This window comes from Methanothermobacter sp. KEPCO 2 (genome assembly GCF_041228365.1).
Lineage (GTDB): Archaea > Methanobacteriota > Methanobacteria > Methanobacteriales > Methanothermobacteraceae > Methanothermobacter > Methanothermobacter marburgensis.
This window is the reverse complement of the sequence record NZ_CP166185.1, coordinates 879,523-895,306: the sequence shown is the minus strand read 5'-3', so window position 1 is coordinate 895,306 and position 15,784 is coordinate 879,523. Positions and strand designations below refer to the sequence as shown.

At 49.0% G+C, this 15,784-nt stretch carries 16 protein-coding genes and 2 tRNA genes; 10 read left to right on the top strand and 8 right to left on the bottom strand.

Features of this window, described 5'->3' with window-relative positions; all coding sequences use genetic code 11:
• The first annotated feature begins 14 nt into the window (after window positions 1-14).
• Window positions 15-1,040, top strand: coding sequence for a hydantoinase/oxoprolinase family protein (locus AB9H23_RS04720; protein WP_321212157.1), 1,026 nt, complete (start codon window positions 15-17; stop codon window positions 1,038-1,040).
• A 13-nt stretch (window positions 1,041-1,053) separates the two neighbouring features.
• Window positions 1,054-1,719 carry a hypothetical protein gene (locus AB9H23_RS04715; protein WP_370004352.1) on the top strand — a complete coding sequence of 222 codons (666 nt, stop codon included), beginning with the start codon at window positions 1,054-1,056 and terminating at the stop codon, window positions 1,717-1,719.
• A gap of 62 nt (window positions 1,720-1,781) precedes the next feature.
• Here AB9H23_RS04715 and AB9H23_RS04710 read toward each other — a convergent pair whose 3' ends face one another.
• Window positions 1,782-2,297, bottom strand: a complete 516-nt coding sequence (locus AB9H23_RS04710; RefSeq protein WP_321210890.1) for a CDP-2,3-bis-(O-geranylgeranyl)-sn-glycerol synthase — start codon at window positions 2,295-2,297, stop codon at window positions 1,782-1,784.
• Between the two features lie 164 nt (window positions 2,298-2,461).
• On the opposite strand from AB9H23_RS04710, the gene tes reads away from it, so the two are divergent.
• From tes to AB9H23_RS04680, 6 genes are read left to right on the top strand one after another with little or no spacing between them, the layout of a single operon-like run.
• Window positions 2,462-3,937, top strand: coding sequence for a tetraether lipid synthase Tes (tes, locus tag AB9H23_RS04705; RefSeq protein WP_321210889.1), 1,476 nt, complete (start codon window positions 2,462-2,464; stop codon window positions 3,935-3,937).
• 20 nt (window positions 3,938-3,957) lie between these two features.
• Window positions 3,958-4,938: a beta-ribofuranosylaminobenzene 5'-phosphate synthase gene (locus AB9H23_RS04700; protein WP_321210888.1), complete on the top strand. Its 981-nt coding sequence runs from the start codon at window positions 3,958-3,960 to the stop codon at window positions 4,936-4,938.
• A gap of 18 nt (window positions 4,939-4,956) precedes the next feature.
• Window positions 4,957-5,457: a homoaconitase small subunit gene (gene hacB, locus AB9H23_RS04695; RefSeq protein WP_321210887.1), complete on the top strand. Its 501-nt coding sequence runs from the start codon at window positions 4,957-4,959 to the stop codon at window positions 5,455-5,457.
• 43 nt (window positions 5,458-5,500) lie between these two features.
• Window positions 5,501-6,109 (top strand): HVO_0476 family zinc finger protein, encoded by a 609-nt coding sequence (locus AB9H23_RS04690; protein ID WP_147671725.1) that lies wholly within the window; start codon window positions 5,501-5,503, stop codon window positions 6,107-6,109.
• 34 nt (window positions 6,110-6,143) lie between these two features.
• Window positions 6,144-6,797, top strand: coding sequence for a protein-L-isoaspartate O-methyltransferase (locus AB9H23_RS04685; RefSeq protein WP_370004351.1), 654 nt, complete (start codon window positions 6,144-6,146; stop codon window positions 6,795-6,797).
• Window positions 6,798-6,847: 50 nt separating this feature from the next.
• Window positions 6,848-8,131, top strand: coding sequence for a tRNA (N(6)-L-threonylcarbamoyladenosine(37)-C(2))-methylthiotransferase (locus tag AB9H23_RS04680; protein WP_321210884.1), 1,284 nt, complete (start codon window positions 6,848-6,850; stop codon window positions 8,129-8,131).
• 151 nt (window positions 8,132-8,282) lie between these two features.
• Here the strand turns inward: AB9H23_RS04680 and AB9H23_RS04675 are convergent.
• Together AB9H23_RS04675 and AB9H23_RS04670 are read right to left on the bottom strand one after the other, a co-directional pair.
• Window positions 8,283-8,355 (bottom strand) — tRNA-Phe (locus AB9H23_RS04675).
• 4 nt (window positions 8,356-8,359) lie between these two features.
• Window positions 8,360-8,431, bottom strand: a tRNA-Val gene (locus tag AB9H23_RS04670).
• A 344-nt stretch (window positions 8,432-8,775) separates the two neighbouring features.
• Between AB9H23_RS04670 and AB9H23_RS04665 the strand changes: the two genes are divergently transcribed.
• Window positions 8,776-10,896 carry a PAS domain S-box protein gene (locus AB9H23_RS04665; RefSeq protein ID WP_370004350.1) on the top strand — a complete coding sequence of 707 codons (2,121 nt, stop codon included), beginning with the start codon at window positions 8,776-8,778 and terminating at the stop codon, window positions 10,894-10,896.
• Between the two features lie 18 nt (window positions 10,897-10,914).
• Here AB9H23_RS04665 and AB9H23_RS04660 read toward each other — a convergent pair whose 3' ends face one another.
• Both AB9H23_RS04660 and hmtA1 read right to left on the bottom strand, forming a co-directional pair.
• Entirely contained in the window at window positions 10,915-11,406 is a 492-nt protein-coding gene (locus tag AB9H23_RS04660) for a rubrerythrin family protein (protein ID WP_321210880.1), read from the bottom strand.
• Between the two features lie 141 nt (window positions 11,407-11,547).
• Window positions 11,548-11,754, bottom strand: a complete 207-nt coding sequence (hmtA1, locus tag AB9H23_RS04655; protein WP_013296030.1) for a histone HmtA1 — start codon at window positions 11,752-11,754, stop codon at window positions 11,548-11,550.
• Between the two features lie 152 nt (window positions 11,755-11,906).
• Here hmtA1 and cofH point away from each other — a divergent pair, with 152 nt between their 5' ends.
• Window positions 11,907-13,022 (top strand): 5-amino-6-(D-ribitylamino)uracil--L-tyrosine 4-hydroxyphenyl transferase CofH, encoded by a 1,116-nt coding sequence (gene cofH / locus AB9H23_RS04650; protein ID WP_321210879.1) that lies wholly within the window; start codon window positions 11,907-11,909, stop codon window positions 13,020-13,022.
• 23 nt (window positions 13,023-13,045) lie between these two features.
• On the opposite strand, the gene AB9H23_RS04645 is transcribed toward cofH, so the two are convergent.
• Genes AB9H23_RS04645 through AB9H23_RS04635 form a run of 3 tightly spaced genes read right to left on the bottom strand, consistent with a single transcriptional unit; the run spans window position 13,046 to window position 15,735 of the window.
• Window positions 13,046-13,399 carry a cyclophilin-like fold protein gene (locus tag AB9H23_RS04645; protein WP_321210878.1) on the bottom strand — a complete coding sequence of 118 codons (354 nt, stop codon included), beginning with the start codon at window positions 13,397-13,399 and terminating at the stop codon, window positions 13,046-13,048.
• Window positions 13,400-13,451: 52 nt separating this feature from the next.
• The gene (deoC, locus tag AB9H23_RS04640) at window positions 13,452-14,117 is read right to left on the bottom strand and encodes a deoxyribose-phosphate aldolase (protein ID WP_321210877.1); all 666 of its coding nucleotides are present in this window, start codon (window positions 14,115-14,117) and stop codon (window positions 13,452-13,454) included.
• Between the two features lies 1 nt (window position 14,118).
• Entirely contained in the window at window positions 14,119-15,735 is a 1,617-nt protein-coding gene (locus tag AB9H23_RS04635; RefSeq protein WP_321212156.1) for a tRNA uridine(34) 5-carboxymethylaminomethyl modification radical SAM/GNAT enzyme Elp3, read from the bottom strand.
• Window positions 15,736-15,784 lie beyond the last annotated feature (49 nt).

Sequence of the window (15,784 nt, the reverse complement as noted above, 5' to 3'; positions counted from 1 at the left end):
TGGAGTTGACCTTGATGAAGATCGCAGGATTTGATATTGGAGGAGCAAACACTGACATGGCATTAATAGAGTTTGGAGCCGATGGTGAAATGAAGAAAGTCCGTGTGGACTTCAGGTACCTCCCCATGTGGCTTAAACGTGATGAACTTTCAGAGACCCTGATTGAGCTTGCAGGGGATGATCTTGATGATCTTGATGGCGTTGGCGTGTGCATGACAGCGGAACTGGTGGACGCCTACCCAAGCAAGGCAGAGGGAGTTATTGACATAGTTGAAAGTGTCCAGAGCGCATTTGATATTCCAGTGGCATACGTGAGCCTCTCTGGTATGGTGGATGCCTCCGAGGCGGTCAGGGACCCCATGGATGTGGCTGCAGCCAACTGGGTTGCCACCTCACAGATAGCCTCTGCAATGAGCAGCGACTGCATAATGGTGGACGTGGGAAGCACAACAACGGACATAATACCTGTGAAGGACGGATTCGAGGCTGCAAGGGGAAGGAATGACCTTGAAAGACTGTCAACTGGTGAACTTGTCTACACGGGTACACTGAGAACCAATGTGGCAACGATAGTCGACAGGGTTCCCCTGCATGATAAATGGTTCAGGGTTTCATCTGAACTTTTTGCAATAACGGCCGATGTTCACAGGGTACTCGGCAATATCAGGGAATCCGACTACACCTGCAGCACACCTGATGGTTCGGGGAGATCCATTGAAGATTGCATGCTCAGGATAGCCCGCGTCCTATGCGCAGATCTGGAACTCCTTGAACCAGAGGATATACTTGAGGTGTCAGAGTACATCTACCACCAGCAGATACTCAAGATAGCAGAGGGAATCGCAGAGGTTTCAGAGCGCGAGAACCTTGATGAGGTGATCGCCACTGGCCTTGGAATGAATGTTCTTGCAAAAAGGGCCGCGGAGATTCTTGACCTCAAATGCAGAACCATGGACGAATTCCTGACAGAGGAGGAGTGTGTAGTGGCCCCTGCAGTCGGCACAGCACTCCTGATGGAAGATTACCTCCAGAACATATAGACGGATGGTTGAATTGAAATCAAGGATTTTAATTGCCGGGATTCTCCTCCTCATTGTAACCCCCCTTGTAATCATGAACCTATCTGACCATTCAACCATCGGCTCGGATTCCAGGGGATATGTTACAAAGGATGTCTATGCACATTACGGGGAGCGGAACATAAAGGTGGCCGTTGTAACAGGGATACATCCGCGGGAGGAGGTTTCAGTTGCGCCAGTCCAGTGGGCCAGCAGGGCATTCGCACTTCTCCCTGTGGAGGTTGCACTTTACAGTATAAATGTTGAGGACAGTCCAATGGATTACAGCAGGGGCAGGGCCAGTGGTGAGGGCCTTGCAGCCACCTACATCCTCTCTGATGTAATGAAATCTGATTATGACCTTGTGATAATCGCCCATGCCCATGCACCGGGCTATGGGGAAGGATTCTATGTTGCAACACCACAGATGGATGAACCCTCAGTGAGGATCGCTGAAAGCCTAAGGAAGGAAGGCTTCAATTACTACCCGGTCTCAGGAAAAGCAAGGTACAGGAGTTCATCTGCAAGACTCTTCTCAAGACCACTTGCTGCCGCAGGTTACCCCACACTTGTCTATGAGGTCCCTGAGTGGTCATCAGCATATGAAGTATTTTTCATGACCCTTAAACTTTTGAGGGCAAGCAGTTCTGTTCTATCTTAATTAAATGGTGGGGGTCATTTTTCATGACCCTTAAACTTTTTTGGGGGCAGTTGTTCCAATTATCAGTACCAGACATCCTTCATACCGATGAGGTATGCTATGATGTTTGCTGAAAGATGAAGGACCAGTGTGATGAGCATTATAAGGATGATGTAATCAACTGGCAGTACCCTCAGGGGAGATACCAGTATCAGGGCCCCGACAACGAAGTCAAGCTGATCAAGGATGGGCGCAGGCCTACCCCTATCTATTTTGAGCCTTCTTTTTATGAAACTACCCGCAGCATCTCCCATAAGGGCTCCGAATCCAAGTAAAATACCTGTTATTGCTCCAATTATAACTGAACCTGAAAGAAGACCCTGAATTAATCCCACAAGCAGTCCAATAAGGGTACCAGCCGCGGTGCCACGCCAGGTTACCCCGTCCCCTATGAGGCGCCTGCCATCACGGAGGGTGATACCCATGTCAAGGGGTCTGCCCCCACCAAATACGAGACCACTTATATTTGCCATGTAGGCAGGTAACATAAAGTATATTACATAGAGAACATCTATAATATTGATAATATCGGTATTCACGTGTACACCTCGCAAAATTATTTAATTTGAGATACCGTAAGAACCTGTCAGTTCAGGCTCCAAGAAGAGGATGCATGGGTTTGTAATTTCATACATCAAGTATATAACATTTGCCAGTGAACTGATTCAATGATTTTAATATTCAAATTAAACAGGTGACTGTTGTGGTAATAAAGAGAACAAGGAGTCTCTGCCCTGAGTGCCTCAGACCCGTCGATGCAGAGGTCTTTGAGGACGAGGGCAGGGTTCTAATAAGGAAGGAATGCCCGGAGCACGGAAACTTTGAGGGTGTTTACTGGAGCAATTCCGAGGTCTACCATAAGGCAGAAGATTATGATGAGGAAGGTGAGGGGCTACTGAACCCGCAGACGGATCCCCTGAAGGGATGCCCACTTGACTGTGGTCTCTGCCCCGAACATGAGAGCCACACTGTTCTTGGTCTTATTGATGTTACTAATCGATGCAATCTTAAATGTCCCATCTGTTTTGCCAATGCTGCCGTTTCAAAGTACCTTTATGAGCCGACCTATGAAGAGATAAGGGAGATGCTAAGAAATCTCCGCAGAAACAGACCCGTACCCACCCCAGCCATTCAGTACGCGGGTGGTGAGCCCACTGTGAGGAAGGATATAGTGGAGCTCGTTAAACTCGCAAGGGAGGAGGGCTTCACCCATGTTCAGATAGCCACAAATGGAGTGAGACTTGCGCGGAAACCTGAACTCGCAGCGGAACTCAGGGAAGCAGGGCTCAACACGGTTTACCTCCAGTTCGATGGGGTCACAGAGGAACCCTACCTTGTATCCAGGGGTAAAAATCTGCTGCCACTGAAATTACAGGCAATAGAAAACTGCAGAAAGGCAGGTCTTGGAATAGTACTGGTCCCCACACTCGTCAGGGGCCTCAACGACAGCCAGGTGGGGGACATAATAAGGTTTGCCATTGAAAACATTGATATAATAAGGGGCGTTAACTTCCAGCCGGTGTCCTTTGCAGGAAGAACCCCGGCCGACAGGGTTGAGGAGCAGCGCATAACAATACCCGACTTCCAGAAACTCGTGGAGGAACAGACAGGTTCAGAGATAGCGGTGGACGACTTCTACCCGGCATCATCTGTCCGCCCAATATCCGACTTCGTTGCGGCCATTGAGGGCGAACCCCAGGTTACATTCACATGCCACCAGCACTGCGGTACAGCCACATACATATTCATAGAGGACGGAAAAATAATCCCAATAACAAGGTTCATCGATGTTGACAGGTTCTTTGAGATACTCGATAAGGGCCGGGAGGAACTTGAGAAGGGTGGAATAGCAGCAAAGGCCAAATTGATCGCAAAATCAACAATAGAACTTCCAAAAACCCTTGACAAATCAAAGGCGCCGGAGTCTGTTGATATAAAGAGCATACTCACATCAGTATTCAGGGAGAGATCATACAGTGCCCTGGGAGAGTTCCACTACAACACGCTCTTGGTATCATGTATGCACTTCATGGACCCATGGAACTTTGATATTGAGAGGGTTAGAAGGTGCGTCATACACTACGCCCTGCCTGATGGGCGCATAGTCCCATTCTGTACCATGAACTCAATACACAGGGCAGAGGTTGAAAAACAGTTCTCAAAACCTCTAAAAGGATAATCGAAGGAGTGGTAATTGAATTGATCATCAACACACCGTCCCGGTTACACCTCACCCTCATAGACCTCAATGGGAGGAGGGGCCGCCTCGATGGAGGGGTGGGAATCACCCTCAGGGAGCCTGAACTCATCATGGGCCTCAAGGCCTCAGATGAAATCACTGTGGAGTTCACTGGTGAAGTGGAGAGCTCACTCAGGGAGGAATATGTTTCAAAGATAACAGCGGCTGCAGAGAGAACCCTCAGTTACATTGGCAGTGATGAAAAATTTGCCTTCAAGGTTGAAAGCATGTTCCCGGCCCACTCGGGTCTGGGATCGGGAACCCAGATATCCCTTGCAGCCGCAAAGCTCATCGCAGAGTACCACGGCGTCAGTATAAGGGCAAGGGAACTGGCAGCGATTGTTGGTAGGGGTGGAACATCAGGTATAGGTGTCGCCTCCTTTGAAAAGGGAGGATTCATAGTGGATGCAGGACACAGCACCCGTGAAAAGTCTGACTTCCTGCCGTCATCTGCCTCACATGCCTCTCCACCACCGGTTATTGCAAGATATGATTTTCCTGAGGGCTGGAATATCGTGGTTGCCATACCCCACATTGAGAGATCCGTTTCAGGGAAAAAGGAGGTTAACATATTCCAGGAATACTGCCCCATCCCCCTCAGGGAGGTTGAAAGGCTATCACACATAATTCTCATGAAGATGATGCCCTCAGTCATTGAAGGGGACATTGAGGCCTTTGGGGAATCTGTTAATGAAATACAGAAGATAGGATTCAAGAAGGTTGAAAGGGATCTTCAGGACCCACTGATTGACAGATTAATAGATGCTATGTTGTCTGCAGGGGCCGCGGGGGCGGGCATGAGTTCATTTGGTCCCGCAGTATACGCAGTCACAGATGGGAAAGCTAATGATATGGTGGATGCGGTTCTGGAGATAATGGATTCAGGTCAGGCCTTTGCAACAGGCGGCCGTAACAGGGGGGCCTCTGTGATCAGATACTGAGTGCAGGAGGGAATATGGATGGAAGAAGTTATAAGGGGAAGAGTATGGAGATTCGGTGATAACATAGATACTGACATGATCATACCAGGTCGTTACCTGCGGACCTTCAGCCTTGATGAACTCGCATCCCATGTAATGGAGGGTGCAAGGTCAGAGTTTGCCTCTGAGGTTAAGAGGGGCGACATAATAGTGGCCGGGCGCAACTTCGGATGCGGATCATCGAGGGAACAGGCCCCGCTGGCCCTTAAACATGCAGGTGTCGCCGCGATCATTGCAGAATCCTTTGCCAGGATATTCTACAGGAACGCCATAAACATTGGGTTTCCCGTTATAATGGCTCGTGTGGATGCGGCGGACGGGGATGAAATCTCTGTTGATCTCAAGGGTGGTTTCATTGAGAACCTCACCTCTGGAAAGAGGTATGAGATGAAGCCCTTCAACGACTACATGCTATCGATACTCCAGGACGGCGGCCTTGTAAACCACTACATCAGGACGCTGAAGGAAGGTTCAGGATAGGAGAAACATTTAAATTCACAGGAAAGTGTATGAGGGGTAATAGATGCAGTGTCCGATTTGCGGGTCAAAGGCATTCAGGGTTTTAAAGAGCAGAACAGATGAGTCCAGATCAAGGAAGGTCAAGCACCTTGTACTTGAATGTGAGGAATGCGGGACGGTCTTCAGGGATAGCCTTGTGATTGAAAAGCCCGAAAGCCACAGGATAATAATAAGTGAGCATGGAAGCTCCTACAGGGATGAGGTGGATCTATACCCCCATGAGGAGGTATCAACAGGCGATGCAATCACCGTATCAGGAAAACTCGTTGAAATAACATCACTGGAACTTAAGAGTGGCAAGAGGGTTGATAAAGCCACTGCCGCCGATGTTAAGACTCTCTGGGCTGTTTCACTCGAGGCTCCCGCCCGTGTTGGTATATCCGTGGACCTCCATGGTGAGGTCTACTCAAGAAAGGTTGAGGTGGACAGGGACTTTGAATTCAGGGTGGGAGATGTCATGAAGATAGATGAACACGTCTTCAAGATCAGGAGCATAAAGACAGAGGATAGCATGATAAGGAGGGGCTCCGTACCGGCCCGGAGGATTAAGAGGGTGTATGGTTATCCTGTAAACCTCAGGTTCAGACATGACCTCACAGACATGATTGTGTGATATCTGGCCGAACATAACCGTTTTTAGTGGTCCAATGATGAATGAAAGACTTAGAATGGTCCAGGACCTCATAGATAAGGGCTACATAAAATCTGAGTCCGTAAGAAGGGCTATGGAGAGGGTTCCAAGGGATGAGTTCATCCCCGAAGATGAAAGGCACAGGGCCTACCTTGACATGCCCCTTCCGATAGGTGAGGGACAGACCATATCCGCACCCCACATGGTCGCCATGATAGCCGAGCTACTGGACCTTGAGAGGGGAATGAAGGTCCTTGAGGTTGGCACCGGCTGCGGTTACAATGCGGCGGTCATAGCAGAGATAATAGGGAGGGAGGGCCACCTCTACACGATTGAAAGGATACGTTCACTGTATGAGAGGGCGAGGCGAAAACTTGAGGCCCTGGGATACGATAACATCACTGTCATACATGGGGACGGAAGCAGGGGATACCCTCCTGAGGCCCCCTACAGCAGGATCTATGTGACCGCGGCAGCACCCTACATACCAGACCCCCTCAGGGAGCAACTGGAGGTTGGGGGAAAACTTTTAATACCTGTTGGTTCTGATAAATTCTACCAGGAACTTGTTCTTGTTGAGAGGCTCTCCTCTGGGGATTACAGGTCCAGGAACCTGGGGGGAGTTGCATTTGTTCCATTGATAGGTAAACATGGCTGGAAATTCCACTGAACCCGTATTTAGGCGGGAATTTTACAGATGACTTTTAAAGGGGATTCCTAATGGACAATATCAGGGTTTACATAGAGACGTTTGGATGCACATTCAACCAGGCAGACTCAGAGATCATGGCGGGCGTCCTGAGTGAGGCAGGGGCTCTCCTTACAGGGATTGATGAGGCGGATGTGATAATTCTTAACACATGCTATGTTAAGCATCCCACTGAGCACAAGGTTATAAACAGGATAAAGAGGATCAGGGAGATGTACCCTGATAAGGGCCTCATCGTTGCCGGGTGCATGGTTGAAATAGACCCACAGAAACTTGAATCCATATCAGGTGATGCCTCATGGCTTGGACCCCACCAGCTCATGAGAACGGCGGAGGTTGTGCGTGCCACCTACCAGGGTCATGTTAAACGGATAACCGGTTTCACATCTGATTTGAAGGTGGGGGTCCCCAGGGTGAGGTCGAACCCCCTGATACACATCATACAGATATGTGAGGGATGCAGTGGAAGCTGCAGCTACTGCTGCACACGCTTTGCAAGGGGGAGTATACAGAGTTACCCATCAGATATCATCGTCCAGGAGGCCAGGGAGGCCATTGAGGCTGGGTGCAGGGAGATCCAGCTTACGGCACAGGATACTGCAGCATACGGTTCTGATACAGGTGAGAGACTTTCTGACCTCATAATGGAAATAACTGAAATACCCGGTGATTTCAGGGTGCGTGTTGGCATGATGCACCCTGCGAGTGTCCTCAGGGACCTTGATGGTCTTGTTGAGGCATTCAGATCAGAGAAGGTGTACAGTTTCCTCCACCTCCCTGTTCAGAGTGGAAGTGACCGTGTACTCAGGGATATGGGGAGGGGGCACACTGTGGATGATTTCAGGATGATAGTTGACAGGTTCAGGTCAAGGATTCCTGAAATCTCCATTGCAACCGATATAATCGTTGGCTACCCCACTGAGGGCGAGGATGACTTCCTTGACACCTGCAGGCTCCTTGAGGAGGTGAGACCCGGCTTCATACACCTCTCAAAGTACAGACACAGGCCACGCGCCCTCTCATCCTCCCTTGATGAGATAGACTTCAGGGAACTGCGGAGGCGATCAAAGGCCGTTGAGGAACTCAAGGGGAGGATCACAGAGGAGGAAAATAAGAGGCTTGTTGGAACCACCCAGAACATCCTCATAGTTGAGAGGGGAAGGAAGGGCGGCTTCATAGGCAGAACAGACTCATACATACCTGTTGTCACACATGATGGCGAGGTGGGATCCTTCAGGAGTGTGAGGATCAAGAGGGCCACAGGAACATACCTTATAGCAGAATCAGAAGAGTAATAGCCTCCAGTAAGGTTTTATTTTATTTCTTAACTGACTTGAGTGTTTGCAGGTCTTTAAAACCAAGTAAATAGGTTAAGACTTGTCTCATGTTTTAATGTCCTTAAAAATAACTATATAATTAGTTTCTGGATAAAGAGGTGGTTATAAGTGCCGTGGGCCGGACTTGAACCAGCGACATCCAGATCTTCAGTCTGGCGTTCTCCCAACTGAACTACCACGGCATAGTGGGCCGGACGAGATTCGAACTCGTGATCACCTCCGTGTCAGGGAGGTATCATACCCCTAGACCACCGGCCCATGTTCCTTCTAAAGTATGGAAGTAGTCATATATAACCTTTTCCATTCTGGGTTGGGGATTCTGGAATAAAAGCCTCCTTACAGGCATGGGGTGGCACCATGAACCTGAAACGCCCAATGAAACCCCATCGGCATGATAATGGTTAAAAATCAGGGGTTTCAGGAGTTCCAGCACAAAGTTTTCAATTATTATATACCATAAATGTATTTCTAATACTTCATACATACTATTCATGGAAAACTTTTTAGTGAATCTGATAACTTAAATAATAACTGAATGTGAAACCATCATGGGATTGATGGTTTTACATAGATACACAAGGTTTATTGATAGGGTGGGGGCATTGGTTAATAGGACTCTTACTGCTACTGAGAAGATACAGTACTACCGGGATAGAAGAACCCGGCTGGCTATTGTAGCATCACTCACAGCTCTCTGTGTTGCTGCAACGGTCTATTTCCACATCTTTCTCAGGGTTGAGGTTGTATTCGCACATATCTTTTACATACCAATAGTCCTTGCAGCCCTCTGGTTTAAGAGAAAGTCATTTCTTGTAACGGCATTACTTGGCACGGTGCTTATTGTAACAAACATCATGGCATCTCTTTCAGGTTTCTATGAGGACCTTCTGAGGGTTTCAGTGATGCTCTTTGTTAACCTCATGACAGTACTCCTGGCAGAGTCCATCGAAGAATCAGAGGAGGTTGTCCGTGAGACCGAGGAGAAATACAGGACAATAGTGGAGACAGCAAGGGATGCAATTATAACCGCTGATGAGCGGGGAAGGGTGGTTTCATGGAACCACGGGGCTGAGAAGATCTTTGGGTACACTGCAGATGAGATGAAGGGAAAACAAATCAATAAAATAATCTCAGAGCAAAACCGGGACATGCACAACTTTCAGGATATAAATAGTGACATTTCTCTGATGATCACAGATGTAGAGGCACTCAGAAAGGATGGAAAAAGGGTTCCTGTGGATATATCCATTACAGGATGGCATTACCTGGGGGAAAACTTTGTAACAGCGGTTATAAGGGACATTTCAGAGAGAAAAAAGGCTGAAGAGGCATTGAAGGAAAGTGAAAAGAAATTCAGGGCGGTTTTCAATGGGGTTGATGATATAATAACCATCGTTGAGTTAAGGGATAATGGTCTGCCAGGTAACTACATTGAGGTGAACAGGACCGCTGTGGAGAAACTGGGCTACTCAAGGGATGAACTCCTCAACATGACCCCCATGGACCTTGGACCCACAGAGGAGGAGATCTCAGATAATATGAGGACACTCCTTGAAAGTAGGGCCGCAAGGTTTGAGAGAACCTACATATCAAAGGACGGCCGCCGGATCCCGGTTGAGGTGAACTCCCGCCTTATTGAAATTGGCGGTAGAAATGTGGTTGTATCGGTTTCAAGGGACATAACCCATAGAATAGAGAACGAAAGGAAACTGAGGGAGAGTGAGGAAAAATACAGGTCACTATTTGATCTTTCACCAGACTACATAATCCTCCTTGATCTGGAGGGTGGTGTAATACTGGATATTAATTCAACCCTCTCAGAGAGACTGGGAATGGCACCTGAGGAACTTCGAGGAACGTCCATCTATGACGTTGAATTCATCGCTGCTGATGTGAAGGATAAATTCAGATCAAAGCTTGAAATAATCAAAGATGAGGGGAATATTGAACCCTATGAGGTTGTCCTTAATGACCCTCTTGGGAGGAAGTACACCGTAAGGATATACAATAAGCTTGTACATGCGGAGGGGAGGGACTGTGCCCTGGTGGTCCTCCATGACATCTCAGACCTCAAGAGGACACAGAGGATGCTTGAAAAGTCCCTCGAGGAGAAGGAACTCCTCCTCAAGGAGATACACCACCGGGTCAAGAACAACATGATGATAATCTCAAGCCTCCTCAGCCTCCAGTCAAGGAAGGCCAAGGATGAAGAGACCCTGGACCTCTTCAGGGAGAGTGAAAACAGGGCAAGGTCCATGGCCCTGATCCATGAAAGGCTTTACCGTTCAGAGGATCTCAAGAACATTGATATGGGTGAATACGTAAGGACACTCGCATCTGAGGTGTTCAGAAGTTACTCTGCAGATTCCAGGATAAGGCTGAATATGGATGTGGATGAACTGAAAGTTGACGTGGAGACCGCCATACCCGTTGGCCTCATCGTCAATGAACTTTTAACAAATGCTGTGAAGCATGCCTTCCCTGATGGTGAAGGTACTGTGTCTGTTTCGGTTAAAAGAAGCAATAAACACGTTCTGATTGAGGTTAGTGATGATGGGGTCGGATTTCCACCGGATCTTGACTGGGAGAGCAGTCCATCCCTTGGCCTCCAGCTTGTAAGGAACCTCACCGACCAGATTGACGGGACTGCAGAGATGATTTCAGATGGGGGTACAACATTCAGGATAACCTTCACAGAGAAGGGCGTTATTGATGAAAAATAGAAGTAAGGTGATAGAAAATTATTCTATCTTTCTGAACTCCTTCTTGGGGGCCCCGCAGATGGCGCACCTTTCGGGTGCCTCACCCTCAACGGTGTTACCGCACCAGTTGCAGACGTAGTAGTCCACCTCAACGTTCCTTCCAAGGTTATCGAGGGCATTCTGGTAGAGTTCAGCGTGGATCTTCTCAACCTTATTTGCAACGTCAAAGCTCCAGCGCGCCTGTTCTTCACCCTCTGCTTCTGCTTCCTCTATGAATCCAGGGTACATCTCCTTGAATTCCGCGGTTTCTCCGGCTATTGCCTCCCTTAGGTTCTCCTCTGTGCTGTTGATGGCCTCCATGGCCTCAAGGTGGTTCATTGCGTGGACTGTCTCTGCCGCTGCTGCGGCACGGAAGAGCTTTGCAACCTGGTGGTAACCCTCCTCATCAGCCTTCCTTGCGAATGCAAGGTACTTTCTGTTTGCCTGTGACTCCCCGGCAAATGCTTCCTTCAGGTTATCCATTGTTGACATCAAAAATCACCTCATCTTATTATTATGTTAGTCTGAGCTTATAAAGAAAAAACATGAACCAGTACAGAATCATAACAGCTTAAATCTGGTAGGGGGCACCTGGTCCCTGAAAAAATAAATAGGTAGAATTATCGGGTCTACCTATAACTGTTTAGCGGCCATTTCAATGTCTGTGGCTTTAACAGTTTTTCTGCCGGCGTGTTTTGCAAGTTCAACGGCTTTGCGTGAGATTTCCTCACCCATGTCTTCGAGGGCCTTTGCTAAAGCCTCTTTTGCATCATCACTTATTCTCTGGGCACCGGCATTTTTTATTATTCTACCTACTGGTGCGATTGGTAATTCAGCCATAATTTCACCTCCAAATTAAGCTGGTAATCTCTAATATTTAAATTTATTGGTTCTGCCGGGTTAATGGACCACATAGGGCCCATGGGGGTAAATGGATATGGATTTCACCAAAACCAAAAATTTTAAACTTGGAGAACCAGATACTAAATCGCATGTTTGGCACCATGGACATCAAAACCCGCACAGAAAAAATACTTGAAAAGGCAATGGACGAGCCAATCAACAATGAGGAGGCCCTCTACTTAATGAATGTGAAGGGAAGGGACCTCCAGGCCCTTTTAATAGCCGCGGACACTGTCAGGGAGTCCGAGGCGGGTGACAGGGTAACCTACATTGAGAACTGGAACATCAACTTCACCAATATATGCTCGGGACAGTGCGGGTTCTGTGCCTTTAAGAGGGATGATCTGGATGGGGACGCATATTATCTTGAAACTGAAAGGATCCTTGAAATTGCCCGCAAGGCCGTGGAAAACGGTGCCCGTGAACTCTGCATACAGGGAGGCCTCTACCCGGGCCTTGACACCTACTTCTATGAGGATCTTGTGAGGACCATAAAATCAGAGCTACCCCATGTGCACCTCCACTCATTCTCCCCAATGGAGGTTTACTATGGTGCTCGTAATGCGGAGCTATCCATTGAGGAGGCCCTCAAGATACTTAAAAGGGCTGGTCTTGGTTCAATGCCCGGTACGGCGGCAGAGATACTCAATGATGATATAAGGGCCGTTATATGCCCTACAAAGCTGAGTACCGGGGAGTGGGTTGAGGTTATAGAGACAGCACACAGGGTTGGGATACCAACAACCTGCACCATGATGTACGGTCACATCGATGGACCCGAGCACAGGGTTGAACACATGGACATACTGCGGCAGATTCAGGAGAGAACAGGGGGATTCACAGAGTTTGTCCCATTACCATTCATGCATCCAAGGGCCCCCATATACCGTGAGGGAAAGGCGGCTGCAGGCGCAACCGGTGCAGATGACCTCAAGGTCTACGCGGTTTCAAGGCTGATGTTCAGGGGCCTTATCAGGAACATACAGGCCTCATGGGTTAAACTGGGCTTTAAGTTTGCACAGGTTGCCCTCATGTCAGGGGCCAACGACCTTGGGGGTACACTGGGTGAGGAGAACATATCAAGGTCCGCGGGCGCCTCACATGGTGTTAGAACGGAACCCGAAGAAATAATAAGGGTTGTGAGGGACCTGGGAAGGATTCCAGCAAGCAGGGATACGCTTTACAGGGAAATAGAGGACGTTTAGCGTTTCCGGCCGCTGATTTTTTGTTAGTCCATTCTTTCTATTATTATCCTGTCGCCCTCATCAACACTGAAGAAAAGGTCAAGGTTTCTGGTCACCCTCCCTATATGATTCACCGGGGAGTAGGGCTGTGTTGACCCGAAGAATATGCAGAGGGCGTACCCCGGCGGCCAGTAGGATATGTCCCCCGGACCGGCGGTATCAGAGGGGTTCTCATAGTCAAGGGTGACTGGTATGTCAAAGTAGACCTCCTCCATCCACAGGAGAGCCCGGCCCTCAAGCGGAAGGCTCTCATAGATCCTCTCTGCAGATTCAGGGTTTCTCTCATCAAATTCGGCCTCAGCGTAACCCTTCCCCTCTACGGTTATCCTTATCCTCATGTCAGATCACCTTCTGAGAATGTTTTCGGGATCGAAAAACGATCTTTTTCTCCTACTTCCACCCCTCCATGATCTGGACCCCGGTTGATGTTCCAATCCTGTCTGCACCGGCCTCTATCATTGCAAGGGCTGTTTCAGCATCCCTTATACCGCCGGCTGCCTTAACACCCATCTCATCACCCACAGTCTCACGCATGAGTTTCACGTCCTCCACTGTGGCACCTGAAAGCCCACCATAGGCTGTAGATGTTTTAACAAATGCGGCACCAGCATCCTTACTTATGAGGCATGCCTCCACCTTCTCCTCGTCTGTGAGGTAGGCTGTCTCCAGTATAACCTTGACAGGGACGCCTGCGGCATCAACGACTCCACTTATATCCTCATAGACAAGTTCCCTCAGCCCTGACTTCAGTGCCCCTATGTTCATTACCATGTCAACCTCCTCTGCACCGTTATCCACGGCCTCTGATGCCTCGAAGGCCTTAACCGCCGGCGTGTTAACACCTGCCGGAAATCCTATAACAGAGCAGACCATGACATCACTGTCCCTCAGGAGTTCAGATGCCAGCCTGACATTGGTTGGGGTGACAACCGCGCACCTGAACCCATACTCAATGGCCTCCCTGCAAAGTTTCTCGATATCAGCAACCGTTGCATCTGCCCTTACGTTTGTATGGTCTATGAGTGATGCAAGTTCCTCTGCTGTTTCAACCTTCATTTTAACCCTCCTGGAGTTCTTTTGACATGTAGGGGCCCTCCCTTCTGTAGCCAAATTTGCTGTAGTATTCACGGGCCCCTATCCCGCTTGTGACCATAATTTTCTCCATCCCCCCATCGTATGCTATTGCCTCTGCACGGCTTAGTAGCTCCTCACCGTAGCCCCTGTGCTGTCCAACGGTATCGCGACGCTCACCTATGGGTATCATTGAACCGTAGACATGGAGTTCCCTCACAAGGGCGGTCTTATCATCTATTTCAGGGCGGTGGGCATTTTCTGATGGGAACCTTAGCCTCAGGAATCCGATGAGGACATCATTTTCAGGGTCCTCGGCTGAGATGAAGAACTCCCTGCCGCCTGTGGCATCGTACTCCTCAACCATCACTGTAACTGCATCCTCATTGACACTCACACCCCTGCGGCTCATATGGCCAACCTCACGGCACCTTATGCACCTGCATCGGACACCCTCCTCCTCAAGGCGCCTGTAGACCAGTTCACCCAGGTTGGACTTTCTGACACCATCAACTATAAGCTGGGAGGGTATATCCCTCTGTATCCTCATGGTCCTCACCCAGGGGGGCATCATCTTCTTTATCTCGACGATTAGATCAACGGCCTCCTCTGTGGAGTATGGTTTATAGAGGCCCCTCTCCCAGAGGCTGTAGAGTTCGCTGCCCCTGGTAACAAGGCAGGGGTATATCTTCAGCATGTCAGGTCTGAAGGATGGGTCCTGGAATATCCTCCTGAATATCCGGAGGTCCCGGTCAAAGTCTGAGAAGAGGCCGGGCATGAGGTGCATCGCAACCTTTATCCCCGAGTCCCGAAGTATCCTGTTGGACTCTATAACGTCCCCTATGCTGTGGCCCCTCCTGATGCGCTGGTAGATGTAGTTGTAGATGGTCTGTACACCAAGCTCAACCCTTGTAACCCCAAGGTTGAGCATTCTGTCAACGTCCTCCTCCCGGCAGTAGTCTGGCCTTGTCTCAAATGTCATCCCAACGCAACGAACCGGCGATGTCTCGTTGAACCGCTGGGCGTCATCCACCTTCACATAACCGTGGTGATTGGGCATATCCACCTTGACACCACTCAGTCTAGCTCCAAAGTCCACCATGGCCTCAAGGCAACTGGATATGAACCATTCCTGGTAGCAGAGGCTGTGGGACGGGAAGGTGCCCCCCATGACTATGAGTTCCACCTTGTCAACAGGGTGGCCTATGCTGTGGAGCTGCTCAAGGCGATTGTAGACCTGCCTGTAGGGGTGGAAATCGTACATTCTGGCCCTCAGGGCGGCTGGTTCCTCTCCTGTGTAGCTGGGGGGTGCCTTTTCACTTTCAGGGCAGTACAGGCACCTTCCGTGGGGGCATTCATGTGGGTGACACATGACTGCCACAACGGCAACACCTGATATTGTCCTGGTGGGTTTTTTCCTCAGGAGATTTTCGATCAATTTCTTTTCTTCTGGAGTAGCATGTTCAAGGATTTCTGAGTTACTCATGAATTTTTCAAGTCCAAAGTCACGGCAAACCCTGTGTTTAGCCCTTTCAAGGTCCTTCCTTGTTTTTATTTCACCTGATATTATATCATCGATTATCCGGCGACAAGCTTCCCTCATTATCTTCACCGTAAAGGTTCACTGTAGATATGTTTTCATTCGATTCAGC